This window comes from Streptomyces sp. NPDC096013 (assembly GCF_044763565.1).
Taxonomy (GTDB): domain Bacteria; phylum Actinomycetota; class Actinomycetes; order Streptomycetales; family Streptomycetaceae; genus Streptomyces.
The window spans coordinates 133942-151723 of the sequence record NZ_JBIWGK010000001.1; the positions used below are offsets into that span (position 1 = coordinate 133942).

The 17782-nt window shown below is 71.7% G+C and carries 13 protein-coding genes and 1 pseudogene; 8 read left to right on the forward strand and 6 right to left on the reverse strand.

The window, feature by feature from the left end; translation table 11 throughout:
• Positions 1–120: 120 nt before the first annotated feature.
• Positions 121–1443 (reverse strand): ABC transporter substrate-binding protein, encoded by a 1323-nt coding sequence (locus tag ACIRB1_RS00610; RefSeq protein WP_403463995.1) that lies wholly within the window; start codon positions 1441–1443, stop codon positions 121–123.
• 277 nt (positions 1444–1720) lie between these two features.
• Positions 1721–2854: an ROK family protein gene (locus ACIRB1_RS00615; RefSeq protein ID WP_403463997.1), complete on the reverse strand. Its 1134-nt coding sequence runs from the start codon at positions 2852–2854 to the stop codon at positions 1721–1723.
• A 295-nt stretch (positions 2855–3149) separates the two neighbouring features.
• Between ACIRB1_RS00615 and ACIRB1_RS00620 the strand changes: the two genes are divergently transcribed.
• The 5 genes from ACIRB1_RS00620 to ACIRB1_RS00640 all read left to right on the forward strand — a co-directional run bounded on the left by ACIRB1_RS00620 (position 3150) and on the right by ACIRB1_RS00640 (position 9734).
• Positions 3150–4049, forward strand: a complete 900-nt coding sequence (locus ACIRB1_RS00620; protein WP_403463998.1) for an N-acetylglucosamine kinase — start codon at positions 3150–3152, stop codon at positions 4047–4049.
• A gap of 199 nt (positions 4050–4248) precedes the next feature.
• Positions 4249–6177: a phosphatase PAP2 family protein gene (locus tag ACIRB1_RS00625; RefSeq protein WP_403463999.1), complete on the forward strand. Its 1929-nt coding sequence runs from the start codon at positions 4249–4251 to the stop codon at positions 6175–6177.
• Between the two features lie 92 nt (positions 6178–6269).
• A complete protein-coding gene (locus tag ACIRB1_RS00630; RefSeq protein ID WP_403464000.1) occupies positions 6270–8003 on the forward strand; it encodes an ArnT family glycosyltransferase in 1734 nt (577 codons plus the stop codon).
• 67 nt (positions 8004–8070) lie between these two features.
• Complete coding sequence (locus ACIRB1_RS00635) at positions 8071–8994, forward strand: MurR/RpiR family transcriptional regulator (RefSeq protein WP_352178318.1); 924 nt, start codon at positions 8071–8073, stop codon at positions 8992–8994.
• Positions 8995–9359: 365 nt separating this feature from the next.
• Positions 9360–9734 carry a hypothetical protein gene (locus ACIRB1_RS00640; protein WP_019064417.1) on the forward strand — a complete coding sequence of 125 codons (375 nt, stop codon included), beginning with the start codon at positions 9360–9362 and terminating at the stop codon, positions 9732–9734.
• Positions 9735–9987: 253 nt separating this feature from the next.
• Here ACIRB1_RS00640 and ACIRB1_RS00645 read toward each other — a convergent pair whose 3' ends face one another.
• The 3 genes from ACIRB1_RS00645 to ACIRB1_RS00655 form a co-directional block, all read right to left on the reverse strand.
• Complete coding sequence (locus ACIRB1_RS00645) at positions 9988–10644, reverse strand: peptidoglycan-binding protein (protein WP_403464001.1); 657 nt, start codon at positions 10642–10644, stop codon at positions 9988–9990.
• A gap of 87 nt (positions 10645–10731) precedes the next feature.
• Entirely contained in the window at positions 10732–11568 is an 837-nt protein-coding gene (locus ACIRB1_RS00650; RefSeq protein WP_403464002.1) for a hypothetical protein, read from the reverse strand.
• Positions 11569–11626: 58 nt separating this feature from the next.
• Positions 11627–12757, reverse strand: coding sequence for a substrate-binding domain-containing protein (locus tag ACIRB1_RS00655; protein ID WP_403464003.1), 1131 nt, complete (start codon positions 12755–12757; stop codon positions 11627–11629).
• Between the two features lie 203 nt (positions 12758–12960).
• Here ACIRB1_RS00655 and ACIRB1_RS00660 point away from each other — a divergent pair, with 203 nt between their 5' ends.
• From ACIRB1_RS00660 to ACIRB1_RS00670, 3 genes and pseudogenes are all read left to right on the forward strand, one after another.
• A complete protein-coding gene (locus ACIRB1_RS00660; RefSeq protein WP_403464871.1) occupies positions 12961–13635 on the forward strand; it encodes a TetR family transcriptional regulator in 675 nt (224 codons plus the stop codon).
• A 162-nt stretch (positions 13636–13797) separates the two neighbouring features.
• Positions 13798–14211 (forward strand): OB-fold domain-containing protein, encoded by a 414-nt coding sequence (locus tag ACIRB1_RS00665; protein ID WP_352178314.1) that lies wholly within the window; start codon positions 13798–13800, stop codon positions 14209–14211.
• A 196-nt stretch (positions 14212–14407) separates the two neighbouring features.
• A pseudogene (locus ACIRB1_RS00670) lies at positions 14408–17196 on the forward strand (alpha/beta hydrolase family protein).
• A gap of 107 nt (positions 17197–17303) precedes the next feature.
• Here the strand turns inward: ACIRB1_RS00670 and ACIRB1_RS00675 are convergent.
• The gene (locus ACIRB1_RS00675; protein WP_403464005.1) at positions 17304–17774 is read right to left on the reverse strand and encodes a DUF1003 domain-containing protein; all 471 of its coding nucleotides are present in this window, start codon (positions 17772–17774) and stop codon (positions 17304–17306) included.
• Between the last annotated feature and the right edge of the window lie 8 nt (positions 17775–17782).

Consider the following 17782-nt stretch of genomic DNA (forward strand, 5'->3'; position numbering starts at 1 on the left):
CCTGACTTCCGTGCTGGTGGAATGGATCGCTGTGGGCTCACGCCGTGAGCCCGGCATGCCGTGGGCGACCAGGGCGGGCGGCGGCGTCTGGACCCCGCCGCCCGGCCCTGTGGCCCACGATCAGCCGCCGACCGCCTGGTTGTAGCCGTCCACGATGTTCTTCAGCGCCTTGTCGACCGACTGCTGGCCGTTGATCGCCTTGCCGAGCTCCGTCTTGGTCGGGTCGGTGGTGAGGCTCTTGCCCTTCAGCACCCAGTTCGTCTGGGCGTTGTTGAAGTAGCCCGAGATCGGCGCGTAGAGCGGGATCTCCTCGTTGTAGAGCTTGAAGGCCGCCTGCGCCGCCGGGGACTTGAAGGGGTACTTCGGGCTCAGGCCGCTCTCGACCGGGAGGAACCCGGAGGTCTCGACCAGCTCGGTGTACTGCTTGGGCTCGTACACCCAGGACATGAACTTCTGGCCCGCGGTGGCCGCGGCGCCGTTGTTGTTGAAGCCGACCATCATGCCGCCGCTGTTGACGTCACTGGCCTGCACCGGCTGGGCCGGGGTCGGGACGCTCGCCCAGTCGAACTTCTTGATGCTGTCCGCGAAGGCGGGCACCTGCCACACGCCGGACCAGTAGGCGACGACGTCACCGCTCTGGAACATGGCGGACGGGTCGGCGCCGCTGGTCCACACCGACTTCGGCATGACCTTGTCGTCGTTGAGACCGACGAAGTACTCCACGGCCTTCTTGGTCGCGGCGTCCGCCGAGAACTTGCCGGAGGAGTCCGCGTGGATGTACTTGCCGCCCATCTCGTACACCATGGCGCGCAGCCGGGACGGGGACTGGTCGAACGTGAGGGAGTACTTGGCGCCGGTCTTCTCGCGGACCTTGTTGGCGGCCGCGATGAACTCGGTCCACGTCCAGGTCTTCGCGGGCGAGGCGGGGACGGCGACGCCGGCCTTCTCGAACAGCGACTTGTTGATGAACAGGCCGGACGCGGTGACGTCCGAGGGGATGGCCAGCACCTTGCCGGACGAGTCCTTGGCGAGGAAGTTGGAGTTGATGTTGTAGCTCTTGTTGTTCGCGATGGAGCTGAGGTCGATGAGCTTGCTCGACCAGATCGGGTCCAGCGCCGGCACGTCCGCCACGTCGGGCAGCGAGTTGGCCTGCGCCGCGTTGTGCAGCTTCGTCGGGTACCCGTCGTAGGGGATGTTGACGAGCTTGACGCTGACGCCGGTCTCCTTCTTGTACTGCGCCACCAGCTTCTTCCAGCCCGCGTCCTGCCCGGGAACCGTGGAGATCCAGAACGTCAGGGACTTCGCGTTCCCGCCCGAACCGGAGCCCGATCCGCAGGCGGAGAGCAGCAGGGCGCCTGCCGTGGCGACGGCAGCGAGGGGAACAAGGCGGCGCATGCCGCCGCGGCCGAGTCGGCTGGAGCGCCGCACACCCACAGTGGTCATCTTCGATCCCTTTTTCGTCGTAGGGGACGGAGCACGGCGCCGACCGATGCGGCACGGGTGCATTTTGCAAGAAAGGTCGCTTTCCGGGGGCGCGGCCTCGCCCGGCCGTGTCTTCCACACGGGGCGAGGTCCCCGGCCGTCGTGGCCGTCACCGCATGAGCACACCCTCATGCGGCTGCCGTACGTCGCGTACGGGCTGAGAGGCTCACCCCAAGTCGGCGTCCCGACCGACTTAGAAAGCGCTTGTCCGGACATTGGCAGACCAAGTCGGAGGCCGTCAATCCTTGACCCCCGCACCATCGGTCACGGTTTGGACTCCTCTGGCCACGGCGAGCCGGGCGGCGCCCACCACGGTGCCCAGATCACCGACCGTGCTGCTGACCACCTCGGTGGGCCAGCTCAGCCGCCCCAGTTCGGCCCGCACACCGGGCAGGAGCTGCGGGTCCGTGCCCGTGCTGCCCCCGAGGACGATCAGTCCCGGGTCCAGTACGGCGGCCACGGCGGCGGCCAGCCGGCCCACGTCGGCGGCGTGCCGGCCGACCACCTGGGCCGCCGTGCCGTGTCCCTGCCGGGCGAGGGCGAAGAGCCGGTCCACGCTGCCCGGGCGCGGCCCGTCGGTGTCCTGCCAGGCCGCGGCGGCCCGGCGCAGCAGCGAGCGGGCGCCCACGTACTCCTCCAGGGCCTCCCGGCGCGGTTCCACGGCGTCGTCCCAGGGGTAGGGCAGCCGGGCCAGCTCACCGGCCGCGCCGTTCGCGCCGCGCAGCACCTGGCCGCCGACGACGATGCCGAGACCGATACCGACGCCGATGCGGAGATAGCCGAAGGTGGTGCGGCCCCGGGCGGCGCCCTCGTGCAGTTCGGCGAGGGCAGCGCAGTTGACGTTGTTCTCCAGGTGCACCGGCACGCCCGGCGGCAGGGCGACCGCCATGGCGTCGAACACCGGGCCCGCCTTGGCGGTCGCGGGGCGCATGCCGGCGCCCGCGCGGTCCCGGGCGGCGACATCACCGACGGCGACGACGACCGTGCGCAGCGGGGTGCCGGCGGGCAGCGCGCCCAGGGCCTCGCGGACGGCGTCGGCCGCGTCGTCCCGGGAGCCGGTGGCCTCGGCCAGCAGGGTGCCGTCCAGGGCGCAGCCGCGCACCCGGGTCAGGGCGGGGCCCAGATCGACGGCGAGTACGGCGCCGGCGGCCGGGCCGAGCCGGTAGACGGCGGCGTTGCGTCCTGTGCCGCCGGAGGCGGTGCCGGAGTGGGCGGCGAGCCGGAGGTGCTCCAGCTCCACGACGGCGGAGGACACCGTCGGCTTGGACAGGCCGGCCAGGCTGGCGAGCTGCGGCCGGGTAGCGCTGCCGGCCCTCGCCAGCACCTCGAAGACCGCGCTCGCGCTCTCGGTCAGCCGAGACTCCCGCGCCACGACGTGTTCCACACTTCCCCCAGTTCACGGGCCGCGCTCCTGGAGGGTGTCCGTGGGGCGCGGCGATGGGATGTCCTGACGTCACGCGGGCCCGGACGACGGTCCCTGTGACCGAGTTCGCGATGACTCTTGACGCACTGTACTTCGTTAGTTAACTTCCTAACGAACGTCACGGTACTCGCCTGCCGTGGTCCGTCAGAAGCCCGTCCCGGGGCTTCCCTAGTGCTCCAACCACCGTTCCCCCGGACACGGTTCGCCCGCCGTCGCAGCACCGCGCAACGACGAAAGAGGTTCCGTGCAGGACTCCACGCCCCTCGTGGTCGGCATCGACGTGGGTGGCACCAAGACACATCTGCGCGCCTGCGCGGGTACGGATGTCGTCGCCGACCACATCCGTGCCAGCAGCGGCTGGCGGCCGCACGACCCCGTGGCCGCCGCCGACTGGCTGACCGCCCTCGTCCACGACGCCCTGCCCGCGCACGCGCGCCCGTCCGCGGTCGCCGTGGGCGGACACGCCTGCGAGACACCCCGGCAGTGCGCCGGTATCCGTGCCGCGCTGGAGGACCGCCTCAGCGCACCCGTACTCGTGGTCGGCGACGCCGAACTCCTCGTCCCCGCCACGGGGTTGGACAAGGGTGTCGGCCTGGTGGCCGGCACCGGTTCCGTCGCGGTGGGCCTGCTCGCGGACGGCGGCCGGCTCCAAGTGGGCGGCTGGGGCGCGGTTCTCGGCGACGAGGGCGGCGCCGCGGGACTCGTCCGCGAGGCGGCCCGCGCCGCCTGGGCCGCGCACGACCGCGGCGAGGTTCCGGACCAACTCGCCCTGGGACTCGTCGAGGCGTTCGGCGTGGCCGAAGTCCCCGCGCTGGGCGCCGCGTTGGAAAGCGCTTCCGACGTCTCCGCCGACTGGGGCCGCCACGCCCGCGTCGTCTTCACCGCGGCCGACGCCGGCTCGCTCCTCGCGCGCGAGGTGATAGCGGAGGCCGGCCGGTCCCTCGCCGCACTCGTCGTACGGCTCGCCGAACGCGGTGTCCCCGTCGACGACGTGGTGGTCTCGGGCGGCACCGTCCTCGCCCAGCCCCGGCTGTACGACGCCCTCACCGCCGCGCTCGCCGAGCGGCTGCCCAGGGCGCGTCCGCGGCCCATCCAAGTACCGCCCGTCGAGGGCGCGGTGGCGCTGGCCCGATCGATCCTGTGAACCGCACGGCCCCCGTTCACCCGGGGGCCATGTGCTGGACGCCGTACCCCTTCCCACGGGACACGGCCCGCCGCGAATCTTCGCACGTACGCGCCAACCGACGTATGCGCTTTCTCGCGTCGTACCGCGCACCTCGCACCACAGCCGACCGCACGACCCCGCCGGCCTCACCGCCGTAGAACTCAAGAGAGGCACACCCATGCCGTCACCCGCCGGGCAGCGCACGAACGACGTTCGACCCGCCGTGAACAGACGTGGTTTCCTCAAGACCTCGCTCGGCGCCTCGGCCGCCGTGGTCGCCGCGCCCACGCTGGTCAGCTGGCTGGCCGCCGCGGACGCCAAGGCCACCACGGTTCCGCTGCCGTTCGTGGACGACTACCGGACGAACGTCGGCACGAACCTCACGCCCGAGACCAACGCCGTGGTCCGGGTCCTCGGCGGCATGGCGCAGATATGGAAGACCGGCGGCGCCTGGAACACCGGCACCCCGCTGCGCCCCGAGATCCTGCGCGCCAACATGCGGTACTGCATCGACCTCACCGCCCGCCGCACCCAGGCACAGGCGAAGGAGGCGTTCCTCTACGACCGCCAGCACCAGAGCTACGCGATGATCGCGGGCCTCGGTCCGCTGGCCGACCTCTACAAGTCCGGTGCCCTGGCGGTCACTTCGATCACCAGCGCCCCCGACGGAACGCCCGCCACCACCATCAGTGACGCCGTCCCCGCCGACGCGCCCGCCGGTGCCGCGCTCGGCGCCGGCTCGCACGACTCGGCGCTCGGCAAGGTGGCCGAACTGGTCGACACGCTGCGCGGCACCTACGCGTCGGGCAACCCCAGCAAGTACGCCTACCAGTACCCGCGTCCGTGGCGCATGAACGAGCGGAGCGAGGTCGTCGACACCGGCAAGGTCGACGACCTCGGCTACCCCGTCTACGACTCCGAGGTCGTCGTCGCCCCTCAACTCCTGCGCCAGCGCAGCACGTCACCGGTCGACGACGGCGGTTTCCCCAGCGGCCACACCAACGCCTTCCACCTGGCGGGCCTCGCCTACGCGTACGCCGTACCGGAGCGCTTCCAGGAACTGGTCACCCGCACCCTCCAGTTGAGCCACACCCGGATCATGGCCGGCATGCACTCCACGGTCGACGTCATCGGCGGCCGCATCATGGCCACCGCGCTGGCCGCCGCCACACTCGCCGACCCGGCCAACGCCGCGCTCAAGGCGGCTGCTCGCGCCCAGGCCCTCGCCTACTTCGAGGCACGAACCGGCACGACGGCGGACACCCTGTACGCGTACGCCCACTCGGGAACCACCGCGACCGACCCGTACGCGGACCGGACGGCCAACTCCCGTCTGGTGGAGCCCAAGTTGACCTATGTGCTCACCCGCAGCGGCCGTAACAAGGCGCTGACCGTGCCCAAGGGCGCGGAGGTGCTGCTGGAGACCCGGCTGCCCTACCTCGACGCGGCGCAGCGCCGCGAGGTGCTGCGCACCACCGCGCTGCCGTCCGGGTACGTCCTGCTCGACGGGTTCGAGCAGTGGGGCCGCCTCAACCTCTTCGCCGCTGCGGACGGCTACGGCTCCTTCGACTCCGATGTCGTCGTCGCCCTCGACGCGGCGGCCGGCGGCTTCGGCGCGGCCGACGCCTGGCGCAACGACATCGACGGCTGCGGCGGTCTGACCAAGCAGGGCACCGGCACCCTCACCCTGACCGGCCACAACGCCTACACCGGCGGGACGGTGCTCACCGACGGTGCGCTGGTGGCCGGTTCGGCGCACGCGCTGGGCCACGGTGACGTGAGCGTGCTCGGCGGTGCGCTGCGGGTCGCGGAGTCCGTGCGGATCCACGGCTCGTACACCCAGCGGTCCGCCACCCTCGATGTCACGCTCCGCTCGGGCCGCCGGCCCGCCGTCGAGATCACCCGGCGCGCGTCCCTCGGCCGGGGGAGCGCCCTGTCCCTGCGGTTCGACGCCGAACACCCGCCGGCGCCGGGCTCGACGGTGCGGGTCCTGGGCGCGTCCGCGCTGCGCGGCCAGTTCGACAGCATCACGGTGAACTCGGACACGCTGCGGGCCGTACCGGTGTATACGACGGAAGGTCTGTCGGTACGACTCCTGAAGCGGTGACGCCCCTGGTGACGGGAGCGGTGCGACAGTAGGGCCATGCCCCGGCTCCGCAGCGCTCCCGCCACCGCACGGCCGGCCTCACCGCAGGGCGGATGATGGCGCGCGAACAGCACTCGGTCCTCGACCCCGACACGCTCGACGACGGTGGCGGCGGGGACTCGCCGCCGCGCACAGACGGCTCGTGGTCGACCCGCCTCTACGCCGGGCTGCGGCGCCATAAGCGCCGGCTGGTGCCCCTGCTCGTGGTGGTGCTCCTCGCGCAGCTGGCCGCCGTGATGATCACGACCGCCATGCAGCAGACACCGACCATCGACGAGCCGGTCTACGTGGCCACGGCCACCGTCTATCTGCGCGAGCACAGCCTCGACTACAACCCCGAGCATCCGCCCCTCGGGAAGCTGGTGATCGCCGCCGGAATCGCGATCGCCGATCCGCACTTCGACGCCGACTACCGAGGCGATCAAGGGGCGTTGGGCCGTCATCTGCTCTACGAGTCGGGCAACGACCCCTGGCGGCTGATGTTCTGGGCACGGCTCCCGGTGATCGTCCTGACGCTGCTCTTCGGGCTGGTCGTGTTCGCGTTCGCGCGGGAACTCGTGGGCCCGGCACGGGGGTTGATCGCGCTCGCGCTGTACGCCTTCTCGCCGGACGTCATCGCGCACGGCTCGCTGGCCACGCTCGACGTGCCGGAGGCCGGTTTCCTGCTGACGTCGGTGTGGATGCTGTGGCGGGCCAGACGGCGACCGAAGTTGTATCTGCCGCTCGCGGGGGCCGCGCTCGGGGCCGCCGTGGCGACGAAGATGAGTGCCCTGCCCGCCGTCCCCGTCCTCATGCTCCTCGCCGTCGCGTCGGTGTGGTCCGCCCGCCGCCCGGCCGAACGCGCGGCCCGGCTGCGGATGTTGGCGCTCGGTGCGGTGGGCGCGGCCACGATGGCGGTCGTCGCGCTGGCCGTCGTATGGGCGTCGTATCTCGCCGTCGATCCGCAACTGCGGTTCACGGCCACGGAGCCGGTGCCCGTGATCCACGGCCTGCGCGGACAGGTGGTGCAGCTGCTGCCGTTCCCGCGGGCGTTCCGGGACGGGATGCTCATCCAGTTCGGCATGGAGGACTACCCGTGGCAGGGTTTCCTGTTCGGGCACCTCTACACCGGGTCGCACTGGTACTACCTCCCGGCGGCCCTGCTGGTGAAGACACCGCTCGGCATGATCGCGCTGTGGGCGGCGGGTGCCGTCGCGGTCGTGGCGGTACGGCGGTTGCGGCCCGCGGCGCCGTATCTGCTGGTCCCGACGGCCGTGCTGCTGGCCACGGCGATGGACGGCTCACGGGACTTCGGCACGCGCTACGCGATATTCGTGCCGATGTTCCTCGCGGTCGCGGCGGCCTGTGTGCCGGCGCTGCGGTCGTGGTGGCGGTGGGCTCCGCCGGCCACGGGGCTGCTGGTGGCGTTCGTCGCGGTCAGTTCGCTGCGGACGTTCCCCTACTATCTGCCGTACTCCAACGAGGCGTTCGGCGGTCCTTCGAAGACCTATCTGCGGCTGCACGACTCCAACGTGGACTGGGGCCAGGACCTCGGCCGCCTCGCCGACCGGCTGCGCGACCGGTACCCGGGCGAGCGGGTCTGGCTCGTCTACAAGGGCAGCGGGGTGCCGTCGTACTACGGCATCGAGTCGTCCGATCCGCGCAAGGCAGGCGTGCGCGAGGTGCACGGGCTGCTGATCGTCTCGGACACCGCGATCGACAAGGCGCAGGGGAAACTGGCCGAGTTGATCGACAGCAGTCGCCCGATCGATCAAGTCGGTCATTCGATCACGATCTACCGGCGCTGATCACTCTCTGGTCACAACGCTCTGTGAGCTATGTTGAGTGGCTGTGGGAGACAAAGGAGGCGCACCGGTGCCATCGCCGCAGCAGGCACGCGCCCAGGCATCGGCGATCACCTCGGGAAAAACCGACCCGGAAGTCGGCGCGGCACCGACGTCCCAACTCAGGGAACTCTTCGACGGGCCACGGCTGTCACCGGGTCAGCGGCGTATCGCCCAGTACCTGATCGAGCACATCACCGAGGCCGCGTTCCTCTCCATCACCGACCTCGCGGAGCGCGTCGGCGTCAGCCAGCCGTCGGTGACCCGGTTCGCGGCGGCGGTCGGCTTCAGCGGTTACCCGGCGCTACGGGAGCGGCTCCAGGCGATCGCCCTGCGCACCCTCGCGGGCGGCCCGGCGGCGGCCGAGGTGAACCGCAGCAACGAACTCCAGGCCGCGGTCGACGCCGAGATCGAGAACCTGGAGAACCTGCGCCGCGACTTCGCCGACCCCGACCGGCTGATCGAGGTCGGCCGCGAACTGTCGGCGTCCACCCCGCTGACCGTCCTCGGCCTGCGCATCTCCGTCTCGCTCGCCGAGTACTTCGCGTACGCGGCACGCCGTATCCACCCCGACGTACGACTGGTGACCCGGGGCGGCACCGTCGCCTACGACGCGATCCTTCAGTCCCGCGAGGCGGGCGGCACCTGGCTCCTCGCGTTCGACATGCCGCGGCACGCGCACGAGACGCTCACCGCGATCCGGGTGGCGCGCAGCGCCGGGCTCAAGGTCGCCCTCGTGACCGATCTGGCGCTGGGCGCGCTGGCCGACGAGGCCGACGTCACCTTCGCCACCGGCACCGGCTCCCGCCTGGTCTTCGACTCGTACGCGGCCCCCGGTGTGATGGCCTCCGCCCTGCTCCAGGCCATGACGGACGCCGATCCCGAGCGGACCCAGGCCCGCCTGGAGGACTACGAGCAGATCGCCGAGCAGCACCAGTTCTTCATGCGGGACTGACCCGCCACTCCCCCCTCATAGGTATACACACCGGGACGATTCCTCCCATTTCCCGCATGAATGTTTTCATACGCCTTGCAAAGCGGACGGCATATATAAATACTGCTCACGGATCGCACCCGCCCCGAGAAAGCCCGGCCCGCCCATGCGCACCTCCGCTCGACCCGCCGCGCCGGCGACCGCCGTCTCCCGGGGCTCTCGCACGAGCACTCCCCGGCGCCGATTCCTACCCGCCTCGGCGCCGGGCGTGTTCGGTAGGGCATCGCCTCCGCGAGCGCCCAAGGCGGCCTCGGTCATCCCCTGGGCCGGGGCCGCCTCACACCGTCGACCCACCCCCGCGACGCCGCACATCGGGAAGCGATGACATGCAACTGACCACCACGCGCATCAGCCAGGACTGGCCCTGTCAGGTCAAGACACCCGGCAGCTACGACTGGGAGCGCTCGGCGGCCAAGTGGCTGCGCGAGCTGGTGCCGGCCCGCTACGCCAGCTATCCCGCGTTCATCCGCCACCCCGTCCTGCTCGCCCGACACGCGCAGATCCAGGTCCAGCACGAGATCCGGGTGGCCCGCACCGCCCTGCAGACCGCGCGCGCCGACCTGCCCGGCATCGGCCTCCCCGAGTCGGTCATCGAGCACACCATCAAGCTGTACGCCGCCGAGGTCCTCCAGCTCCAGCACATCGCGCGCAGCGTCCGCGCGGTGACCGAGGCCCTGGTCGGGCACAGCACCGGCCGCTGACCCCGACTGCGGGTCGCGTTCAGTCGTCGTCGCGGTGCCGCCAGTACCAGAACGCGCCCACGACGAGGGCCAGCAGAAGGACTCCGGGCAGGATCAGACCCGGGACGCGCGAGCCGTTCATCGGCGTGGCCTTCGGTTCGGAACGGGCACGACACCACCGACCTGCGGCGCCGCGCTGTCCATGATGAGGCTCCGCGGCCCCACCAGCAGCGACTTTCCCCAGGCCTTGCCGCGCGTTCGAAACCCCGTTCGCCTACTGGCCGTTGTCGAGCGTGGTGCGGGACTCCAGGTCCTTGCGGGTGTCGTCGCCGTAGACGCCGTTCTCGTCGCCCCGGATGCCGTACCAGAGCTGGAAACGGGCGACCGCCGCCGTGAGCGTCGCGTCGTACCGGCCGCTGGTCGAGCCGTTCTCGTAGACGTTGGGGATGCGCAGGAGTCGCTGTTCCAACTCCGTCACCTGGGGGCCGCTGTCGCCCTCGCGGAGCGTGCCGGCGCCGTCCGGGTCGGCGGTCCCCGCGCTGGTGGCCGGCGCGGAGGTCACCGGAGTGGGCGTGCTGACCGGCTGGGACGTGCTCGCCTCGCCCTTGCCCGGCAGCAGGAGGGCGCAAGCGAAGCCGACCAGCGCGGCGGCACTCACACCGACCACGATCGCGGCCCGGCGCAGCCCCGGACCGAAGGGACTCGGGGGCGGCAGCGGGTGCGACTCGCCGGGTACGGGCGGCAGTTCCTGTGTCTCGGCCTCGGAGGCGAAGAACGGCCGGGGCACCGGCACCGACTCGAAGACGGAGGAGTCCCGGCGGGGCTCCCGCATCAGCGCCGCGAGGTTGTCGGAGCGGCGGCGGCGCAGCACACGCGCGGGTTCCAGGACCGGGCCACCTGACGAGGACCCCGGTTCGGGCGGTGTAGACACGCTGCTCTCCTTCCGTTCCGCGCGCACGGACATCCACGGTCCCCCGCAAGAGATACGCGTGGACAGCCGCCGGAGTTCAGCGCGGGGTCACGCGCGCACGAACCGGTGCAGGGACGCCTTCAGCGCGGTGATGAACGCGTCCCGCCGGGTGTCGTCGAGCGCGTCCAGGGAGAGGTACGGGTTCAGGTCCTCCAGTTCGACGAGGAGCAGTCGGCCGTCCGGGGCGCGGCAGGCGTCGACGCGCTGGATGCCGTGGTCGATGCCGTTCCAGTCGATGAACCGCTGCGCGAACTCCAGGTCCGCGGGGGCGGGTTCGTACGGTTCGAGCTGCCAGCGCTTCTCGGTGTCCGGGGCGTGGAGGGCGTACTGGAAGTCGTGGTCGACGAAGTAGAAGGACACCTCGTACGAGAAGTCCACGCACGGCTGGACCAGGACGCTCCCGTCGGCCAGCGCGGGCAGCCGCTCGGCCGGGACGATCTCCAGGCCTATGGAGTCGGCGCCGAGTTTGGGCTTGACGACATAACGGTCCGTGCGGGGCAGCAGCTCCAGGTCCTCGACGCGGTCGACGGTCGGGATGACCGGGAACCCAGCGGCGCTGAGGTCGAGGAGGTACTGCTTGCCCGCCATGTCCGCGCGGCCCGACAGCTGGTTGTAGACGCGGGCCCCGGTGCGGAGCGCGTGCTCGCGGAACGCGTCGTACTGTGCCTGGTATCCGAGCACGGGCCCGCTGTTGCGGACGACGACCGCGTCGAAGCCGTCCATCAGCGCGGCGGCGTCCAGCGGATGACACAGCGCCAGGTCGAAGTCCTCGCGCAGCCGGGAGGTCAGGTCGATGTCCTCGTCGCCGTAGCGTCGTCCGCGGGCCGGGTAGGCGAGGTCGGTGACGTACAGGACGCGGGGGCGGGCGAGGGGTGGGGTGGGCATGCCGGTTCTCCTTGGTCGAGAGCGTTCGCGCGGAATGATCAAAACGGTCGGCCCGTGGTCAAGGGGCGAGCGTTGTCGCTCCGCAGGACGAGCGAATCCTCAACTCGGGGAGGAGCTCGATGTGTTGACGCGGGGCCGGCCCCTGTCCGCTGCCGCGCTCGGCGAGCCGGCGCAGCAGGAGCTTCGCGGCCCACTCCCCCACCGACCGTTTCGGCGGGGCGACGGCGGTGAGCGGGACGTCGGCGAGGCCCGCGACCTCGTCGTCGTAGGCGATGAGCGCCAGGTCGTCGGGGACGCGGATGCCGCGGGCCTGGAGGCGGGGCACGAGCACGATCGCGTCCTCGTCGCCGTGCACGAGGGCGGCGGTGACTCCGCGCTCGCGCACCGCGTCGACCAGGTAGTCCACGCTGGACGCGTAGTCGCCGTGTTCACGGACGGAGGGGGCGCCCCGGGCGTCGTCGAGACCGAGCGAGCGTACGGCCGACTCGTAGCCGGCGAGAATCCGGTCGGCGTGCGGGCCTTCCTGGAGTACCGCGGTGATCCTGCGGTGGCCGAGGGCGGCGAAGTGGCCGACGGCGACGGCCGCTCCGTGGGCGCGGTCGGTGCGCACCCGGTCGAGGGCGGCGGCGGGGTTGCCGGGCGGGGCGGCGCGTTCGACCAGGACGGTGGGCACATCCCGGTCGAGGAGCCACCGCTCCTGGCCGCCGACGGGTACGCCCGCCGACCAGCTCGGCGCGACGAGCAGTCCCTCGGCGCCGCCCGCGAGGAGATGCCCGGCCTGGACGGCGTCCTCCGTGTCGACGTGTCCGGAGACTCCGAGGACAAGTCGGCCGCCCTGTGCGGCCACGGCCTCGCGGGCGCCGCGCACTATGTCGGCGAAGATCGAGGCGGTGGTCGGAACGATCATTCCGATCACGACGCCCTCGGCGGACCCTGGCCGCGCGGATCGCTCGTTTTCCACGGCGGGTTCCCGCCGCTCCCGCGTATCCGCGGTGTCTGCGCCGCCGGGCCAGACCACCGCGCCGTGCAGTCGCCGTACCCGGCCCTGGGCGGCCAGGGCCTCCACGTCACGCCTCAACGTGACGGCGGAGACGCCGAGTTCGGCCGCGAGTTCGGCGACGCGCAGGCTGCCGCGCTCGCGGACGAGTGCGAGCACCCGTTCATGGCGCTGGTCGACATGGAGTCGCATGGGTCCCCCTGAGAGCCGTGCCGGTCGCGGTCACTCTATGCCGCGGATCGTATCGACCGTCTCGACCGCATCGATCGTTCCGAGCATATCGATCACCTACCGATCGGAGCCCGCGAGGGGACTCAGTTCCCCGCCGTCGGCGCACTCAGTGCCATCCGTGTCGGCCTGGTGCTACGTTCCCGTCCATGAGCTCCAAGCCGCCCATGCGGGACGCCCTGGTGGCGGCCGCGTTCCAGTTGTTCCTGGAGCGGGGCTACGAACAGACCACCATCGACGACATCGTGGCGCTGGCGGGGGTCGGACGGCGGTCGTTCTTCCGCTACTTCCCCTCCAAGGAGGACGTGGTCTTCCCCGACCACGAACGCTGCCTCGCCGACATGACGGCCTTCCTCTCATCCTCCGGCGACGAGCACGAACCCGTGCGGCGGGTCTGCGACGCGGCCCGGCTGGTGCTGCGCATGTACAACGAGAACCCGACGTTCTCCGTGCAGCGTTACCGCCTCACCAAGAAGGTGCCGGGGCTCCGGGCCTACGAACTCTCGGTCGTGTGGCGCTACGAACGCGCCCTCGCCGACTATCTGCGCGGGCGCTTCGCCGGGCGGCAGGACGGCACCCTGCACGCCGACGTGATCGCCGCCGCCGTGGTCGCCGCGCACAACAACGCCCTGCGTTCCTGGCTGCGTTCGGACGGAAAGCGCGACGCGGGCGCCGAGGTGGACCACGCGCTCGGGTATGTGCAGTCCGCCTTCGGGCAGCCGGCGGCACCGCCCGTCATCGCCGAACAGGGCCCCGAGGACGTCGTGGTGGTCGTCTCCCGGCGGGGCACCCCGCTGTGGCGGGTCGTCCAAGAGATAGAGACCGCGCTCGACCACGGCTAGAGCACGACCGGAAACAGCGCAGCAAAGGGTACGCAGTGTCTTTACGCCTGGCACTGAGTGCCATACGCTGAGGCCGTGCACGGTGGCACGGGGTACCGCGCACATGCGTGCCCGGCTCGGCCGCGCACGCGGGATTCCGGCCGAGCGCAGGGAGTTGACAGCGTGTACCACCACTCAGGATTCGCGACCCGTCCGGCAGGCGGCTCCCCCGCGGGCGTGCTCGACGCGCACACCCCGGACGGCGAGACCATCCACTTCCAGCGCTGCACCTGGTGCGGAACGGCCATGTACCACCGCCTGTTGTGCCCGGTCTGCCAGGGCGGCGACCTGCGCACGGAACGCAGCGAGGGCACCGGCACGGTCCGCCACTCCACGACCGTGCACCGCAACACCCCGGCCGCCCGCAATGTGTCGCTGATCGAGATGGCCGAGGGCTTCGTGGTGCGCGGCCGGGTCATCGGCCCGCCCATCGGCATCCACAGCGGCGACCGCGTCCGGCTCTCCACAGCGAAGGACCCGGTGCGGGGCGAGCCGGTCTTCCAGCTCGTCGACGAGCCGTACCGGGCCTGGCACTGACCGCCCCGGCCCGCCTCGCTCGACGGGCACTCTCCCAACGGCCGTAGCGTGGGCGCGAGTTCGAGCCCGACCGACGAAGATCGGACGAATCCTCCTCCACAGGCAACCCACAGGCTCTGTCCGCCGTCCTCCGGGGCGCGAGAGGCTCCCGTGACCGACGGGACGCCTGAGCCTGGGGTCAGAGGAGGAGAACACTTTGTTCCGTGCCCGGCGAATATGGGTCACGGCCGCGACGGTGCTCGCGGTGGCGGGAGGGATGTCCGGGTCGGCGCAGGCGGCGCCGGTCTCGGACGGCGGTCCGTTCACGGCGACGGCGACAGCCGACGACGGTACGCTTCCGCCCGGTTGGCGGATCACGGGGAAGGGTTCCGCGCAGCAACTGGTCTGGCGCTCCGGCACCCGGGTGCCCATGGGCGACGCCCGGGTGGAGTTCCACGCCGGCGGTCAACTCCTCGGAGTGCCGAGACCGGCGAAGGACGGCCACACGTTCCGGCTCGGCCTCGGTGCCGTTCCGCCGAAGAAGCTAACGGACCTCCAAGTGCTGGCCGCAGGGCGCCGGTTGGACGCGGCCGGTGACACCACCGGCTCCGGCGCCGGGCGTTCAGGAGCCGCCGCCGCACAGCCCGCGGCGCCGCTCCCGGCCGGTGCGATCGACCCCGGCAAGCCGGGCTCGTACCGTACGACGACCGGCGAGTACGCGCTCAACTCGGTGAAGCTCCCCGGGTTCCCCACGCCGGTCGAGATGCGGGCCGTCGTGGTCGCGCCGAAGGGCGCCACCGGCAAGCGGCCCCTCGCCCTGTTCCTGCACGGCCGCCACTACACCTGCTACCAGCCGGGCACCGAGGACATCACCGGTGACTGGCCCTGCCCCACCGGCCTCAAGTCGGTGCCGAGCTACCGGGGTTACCTGCGCGACCAGCGACTCCTGGCCTCCCAGGGCTATGTGACGGTGTCGATCTCCGCGAACGGCATCAACGCCCAGGACGCCGACGTCGAGGACGCGGGCGCGCAGGCCCGTTCCTCGCTGGTCCGGCTGCACCTGGCCCACTGGGCCGAGTGGTCCGCGCACCCGGCGACGGCCCCGGCGGCCGTCCGGAACGCGCCCCGCGCCGACCTCTCCCGCGTCCTGCTGGTCGGCCACTCGCGAGGCGGCGAGGGCGTCAACCGGGCGGCGATGGACAGCCTCTACCCGCCGCCGGCCGCCCAGGACGGCTACCGCGGCCCGGTCCGCTGGAAGATCCGCGGCACGTCCTGATCGGCCCCACGATCTTCGGCCAGAACCCGGTGGCCGACGTCCCCTCGACGACGATCCTGCCCGGCTGCGACGGTGACGTCTCCGACCTCCAGGGCGAGGTCTACGTCGACGGCACGCGCGGGGTCAGCAAGGGCACCGCCCTGCACAGCGCGGTCTACGTCGAGGGCGCCGACCACAACTTCTTCAACACCGAGTGGACGCCCGGCCAGGCCGAGGCGCCCGCGTCCGACGACTTCTACGACGACCCCGACCAGCGGGACCCGGTGTGCTCGCCGGGCGCCGCGACCCGGCTGACCGCCGACCAGCAGCACCGGGCCGGCTCCACCTACATCGCCACGGCGGCACGGCTGTTCGTCGCCGGGGACGACCGGGCCCGCGAGCTGCTCGACGGTTCCGGCCGCCGCGCCCCCTCGGCGGACCCCGCGCGGGTCCTCACCCACGCGGTGGGCGCGAACCGCAACGCCGGGTTCCTGCCCGACGGCCAAGTCGCCGTCTCCGGCGGCAGGTTGTGCTCCGCGGTGGACCCCGACCCGGCCGTCGCCTGCCTCGGCCCCGACACCAAGGGCAGCTCCCCGCACTTCGCGAGCTGGGAGACCTCGAAGGAGATCGGCCGCCGTGCCGTGGCCCTGCACTGGTCCGCCGCCGGCTCGAAGACGACCGTACGTCCGAACAAGCCGGTCTCCCTCGGCGGGGACAAGGATCTCGCCCTGCGCGTGATCGTGCCGCCCAACACCACGGGCACCCAGCTCGACGTGTCCGTCACCGACACCGCGGGACACCGCGCGACCCTCGGCCGGGTCCGCGTCGACGGCCTCCCCGGCACCGAGCGCACCGCCTCGTACTGGGCCCGCGAGGTCCGCGTACCCCTGACCGCCGCCACCCGCGCCGGACTCGACCTGCGGCACGTCAAGTCCCTTGACCTGACTCCCCGTTCGCGCTCGGGGCAGGCCTGGCTGATGGACGCCTGGGGCTGGCGCCCCGGCACCCCGGCGGCCGTCCCGGCCCCGCTCCCCCGCGTCGACATCGGCCGACTCACCGTCAAGGAGGGCGACTCGGGCGTGAAGACCTACCGCGTCCCCGTCCAGGTCTCCGGCCGGGGCAGCGGCCAGGTCCGGCTCTACGTCACCGACCCGGTCACGAACGAGGACACTTCACGGCTGGTGACCGTACGGCCCGGCGGCAACACCATCGACGTGCCGGTGAAGGTGGAGGGCAACACCCGCTTCGACTACGGCGTCCAGCACGACATCTTCGTGAAGGCGGTGCACGGCGCGGTCGTCGGCGCCCACCGGGGCGGGGTGACCACCGAGAACGACGACCCGATGCCGACGTTCAAGGTCACCCCGGTCGCGGACCGCGTCACCGAGGGCCAACCCCTCACGTGGAAGGTGACGCTGTCGGCGCCCGCCGACGTGGAGCTGGACCCGTCGTTCATCGTCCGACCGGTCTCCACAGGACCGGAGTTGTCCACCCTGGACGTCAACCCGACGTGGCTCAGCGAGAACTCCGGTGAGGAACCCGCGCCGGAGCGGGCCCTGTCCACCCTGCCGGGCCTCTTCCTGTGGACGTCCGTCCCGGCGGGCCAGCTCAGCGGGGAGATCAGCGTGCCCACGATCACGGACCAGGTGACGGAACAGCCCGAGTCCGTACGGTTCGTGGCCGTGGACCAGAACGGGGACCCGCAGAGCGGCGGACCGGAGCTGACCGGGACGGTGCTCGACGCGTCGTAGCCGAAGGTCGTAGCGGATCGTCCAGCAGGACGCCGTAGGAGGTGAAGGGGTCGCGGTGCGAGAGCCGCGGCCCCTTCGTCGTGCGGCTGACCGCGTCGCGTCGATGCTCAACTCCGCTTCTGCGCGCCGCCGTTCATCTTGGCGCGGTTCTCGGTCAGGAGTTGCTGGACGCGCTGTTCGACCTCGCGGGGGTCGAGTCCGAGGGTGGCGCCGATCTGGGCGGACCAGACCTCGGAGCGGAGGTTGGTCTCGAAGTCGAGGTCGGCGCGGACGTTCTCGCGGGCCGCCTGGCGGTTCTGGCTCACCATGACGAAGGTCGACAGGAAGATCGCCTCCAGGCTGACGATCATCGTGAGCAGCCCGAAGGGATACGGGTCGAAGATCCCGGCCCGGCCGAGGAGTCCTTCGTTGAGGGCGATCCAGACGGCGAACCAGAACGCGTGGAGATAGACGAAGAGCATGGTGCCGGCGAAGGCGGTGATCGCGTCGGCGACCCGGTCCTGGGTACCGCGCATCCGCGCGAAGACGACGCGCTCCTGCCGCAGCGGCAGGTCGTCCGGGTTCAGCGCGGGGTGCACGAGCGCTC

What these genes read in the sequence shown, in the direction of transcription:
- ACIRB1_RS00655 (WP_403464003.1), bottom strand. Translation starts at nt 12,757, where the DNA reads ATGCGACTCCATGTCGACCAGCGCCATGAACGGGTGCTCGCACTCGTC.
- ACIRB1_RS00660 (WP_403464871.1), top strand. Translation starts at nt 12,961, where the DNA reads ATGCGGGACGCCCTGGTGGCGGCCGCGTTCCAGTTGTTCCTGGAGCGG.
- ACIRB1_RS00650 (WP_403464002.1), bottom strand. Translation starts at nt 11,568, where the DNA reads ATGCCCACCCCACCCCTCGCCCGCCCCCGCGTCCTGTACGTCACCGAC.
- ACIRB1_RS00630 (WP_403464000.1), top strand. Translation starts at nt 6,270, where the DNA reads ATGATGGCGCGCGAACAGCACTCGGTCCTCGACCCCGACACGCTCGAC.
- ACIRB1_RS00610 (WP_403463995.1), bottom strand. Translation starts at nt 1,443, where the DNA reads ATGACCACTGTGGGTGTGCGGCGCTCCAGCCGACTCGGCCGCGGCGGC.
- ACIRB1_RS00640 (WP_019064417.1), top strand. Translation starts at nt 9,360, where the DNA reads ATGCAACTGACCACCACGCGCATCAGCCAGGACTGGCCCTGTCAGGTC.
- ACIRB1_RS00625 (WP_403463999.1), top strand. Translation starts at nt 4,249, where the DNA reads ATGCCGTCACCCGCCGGGCAGCGCACGAACGACGTTCGACCCGCCGTG.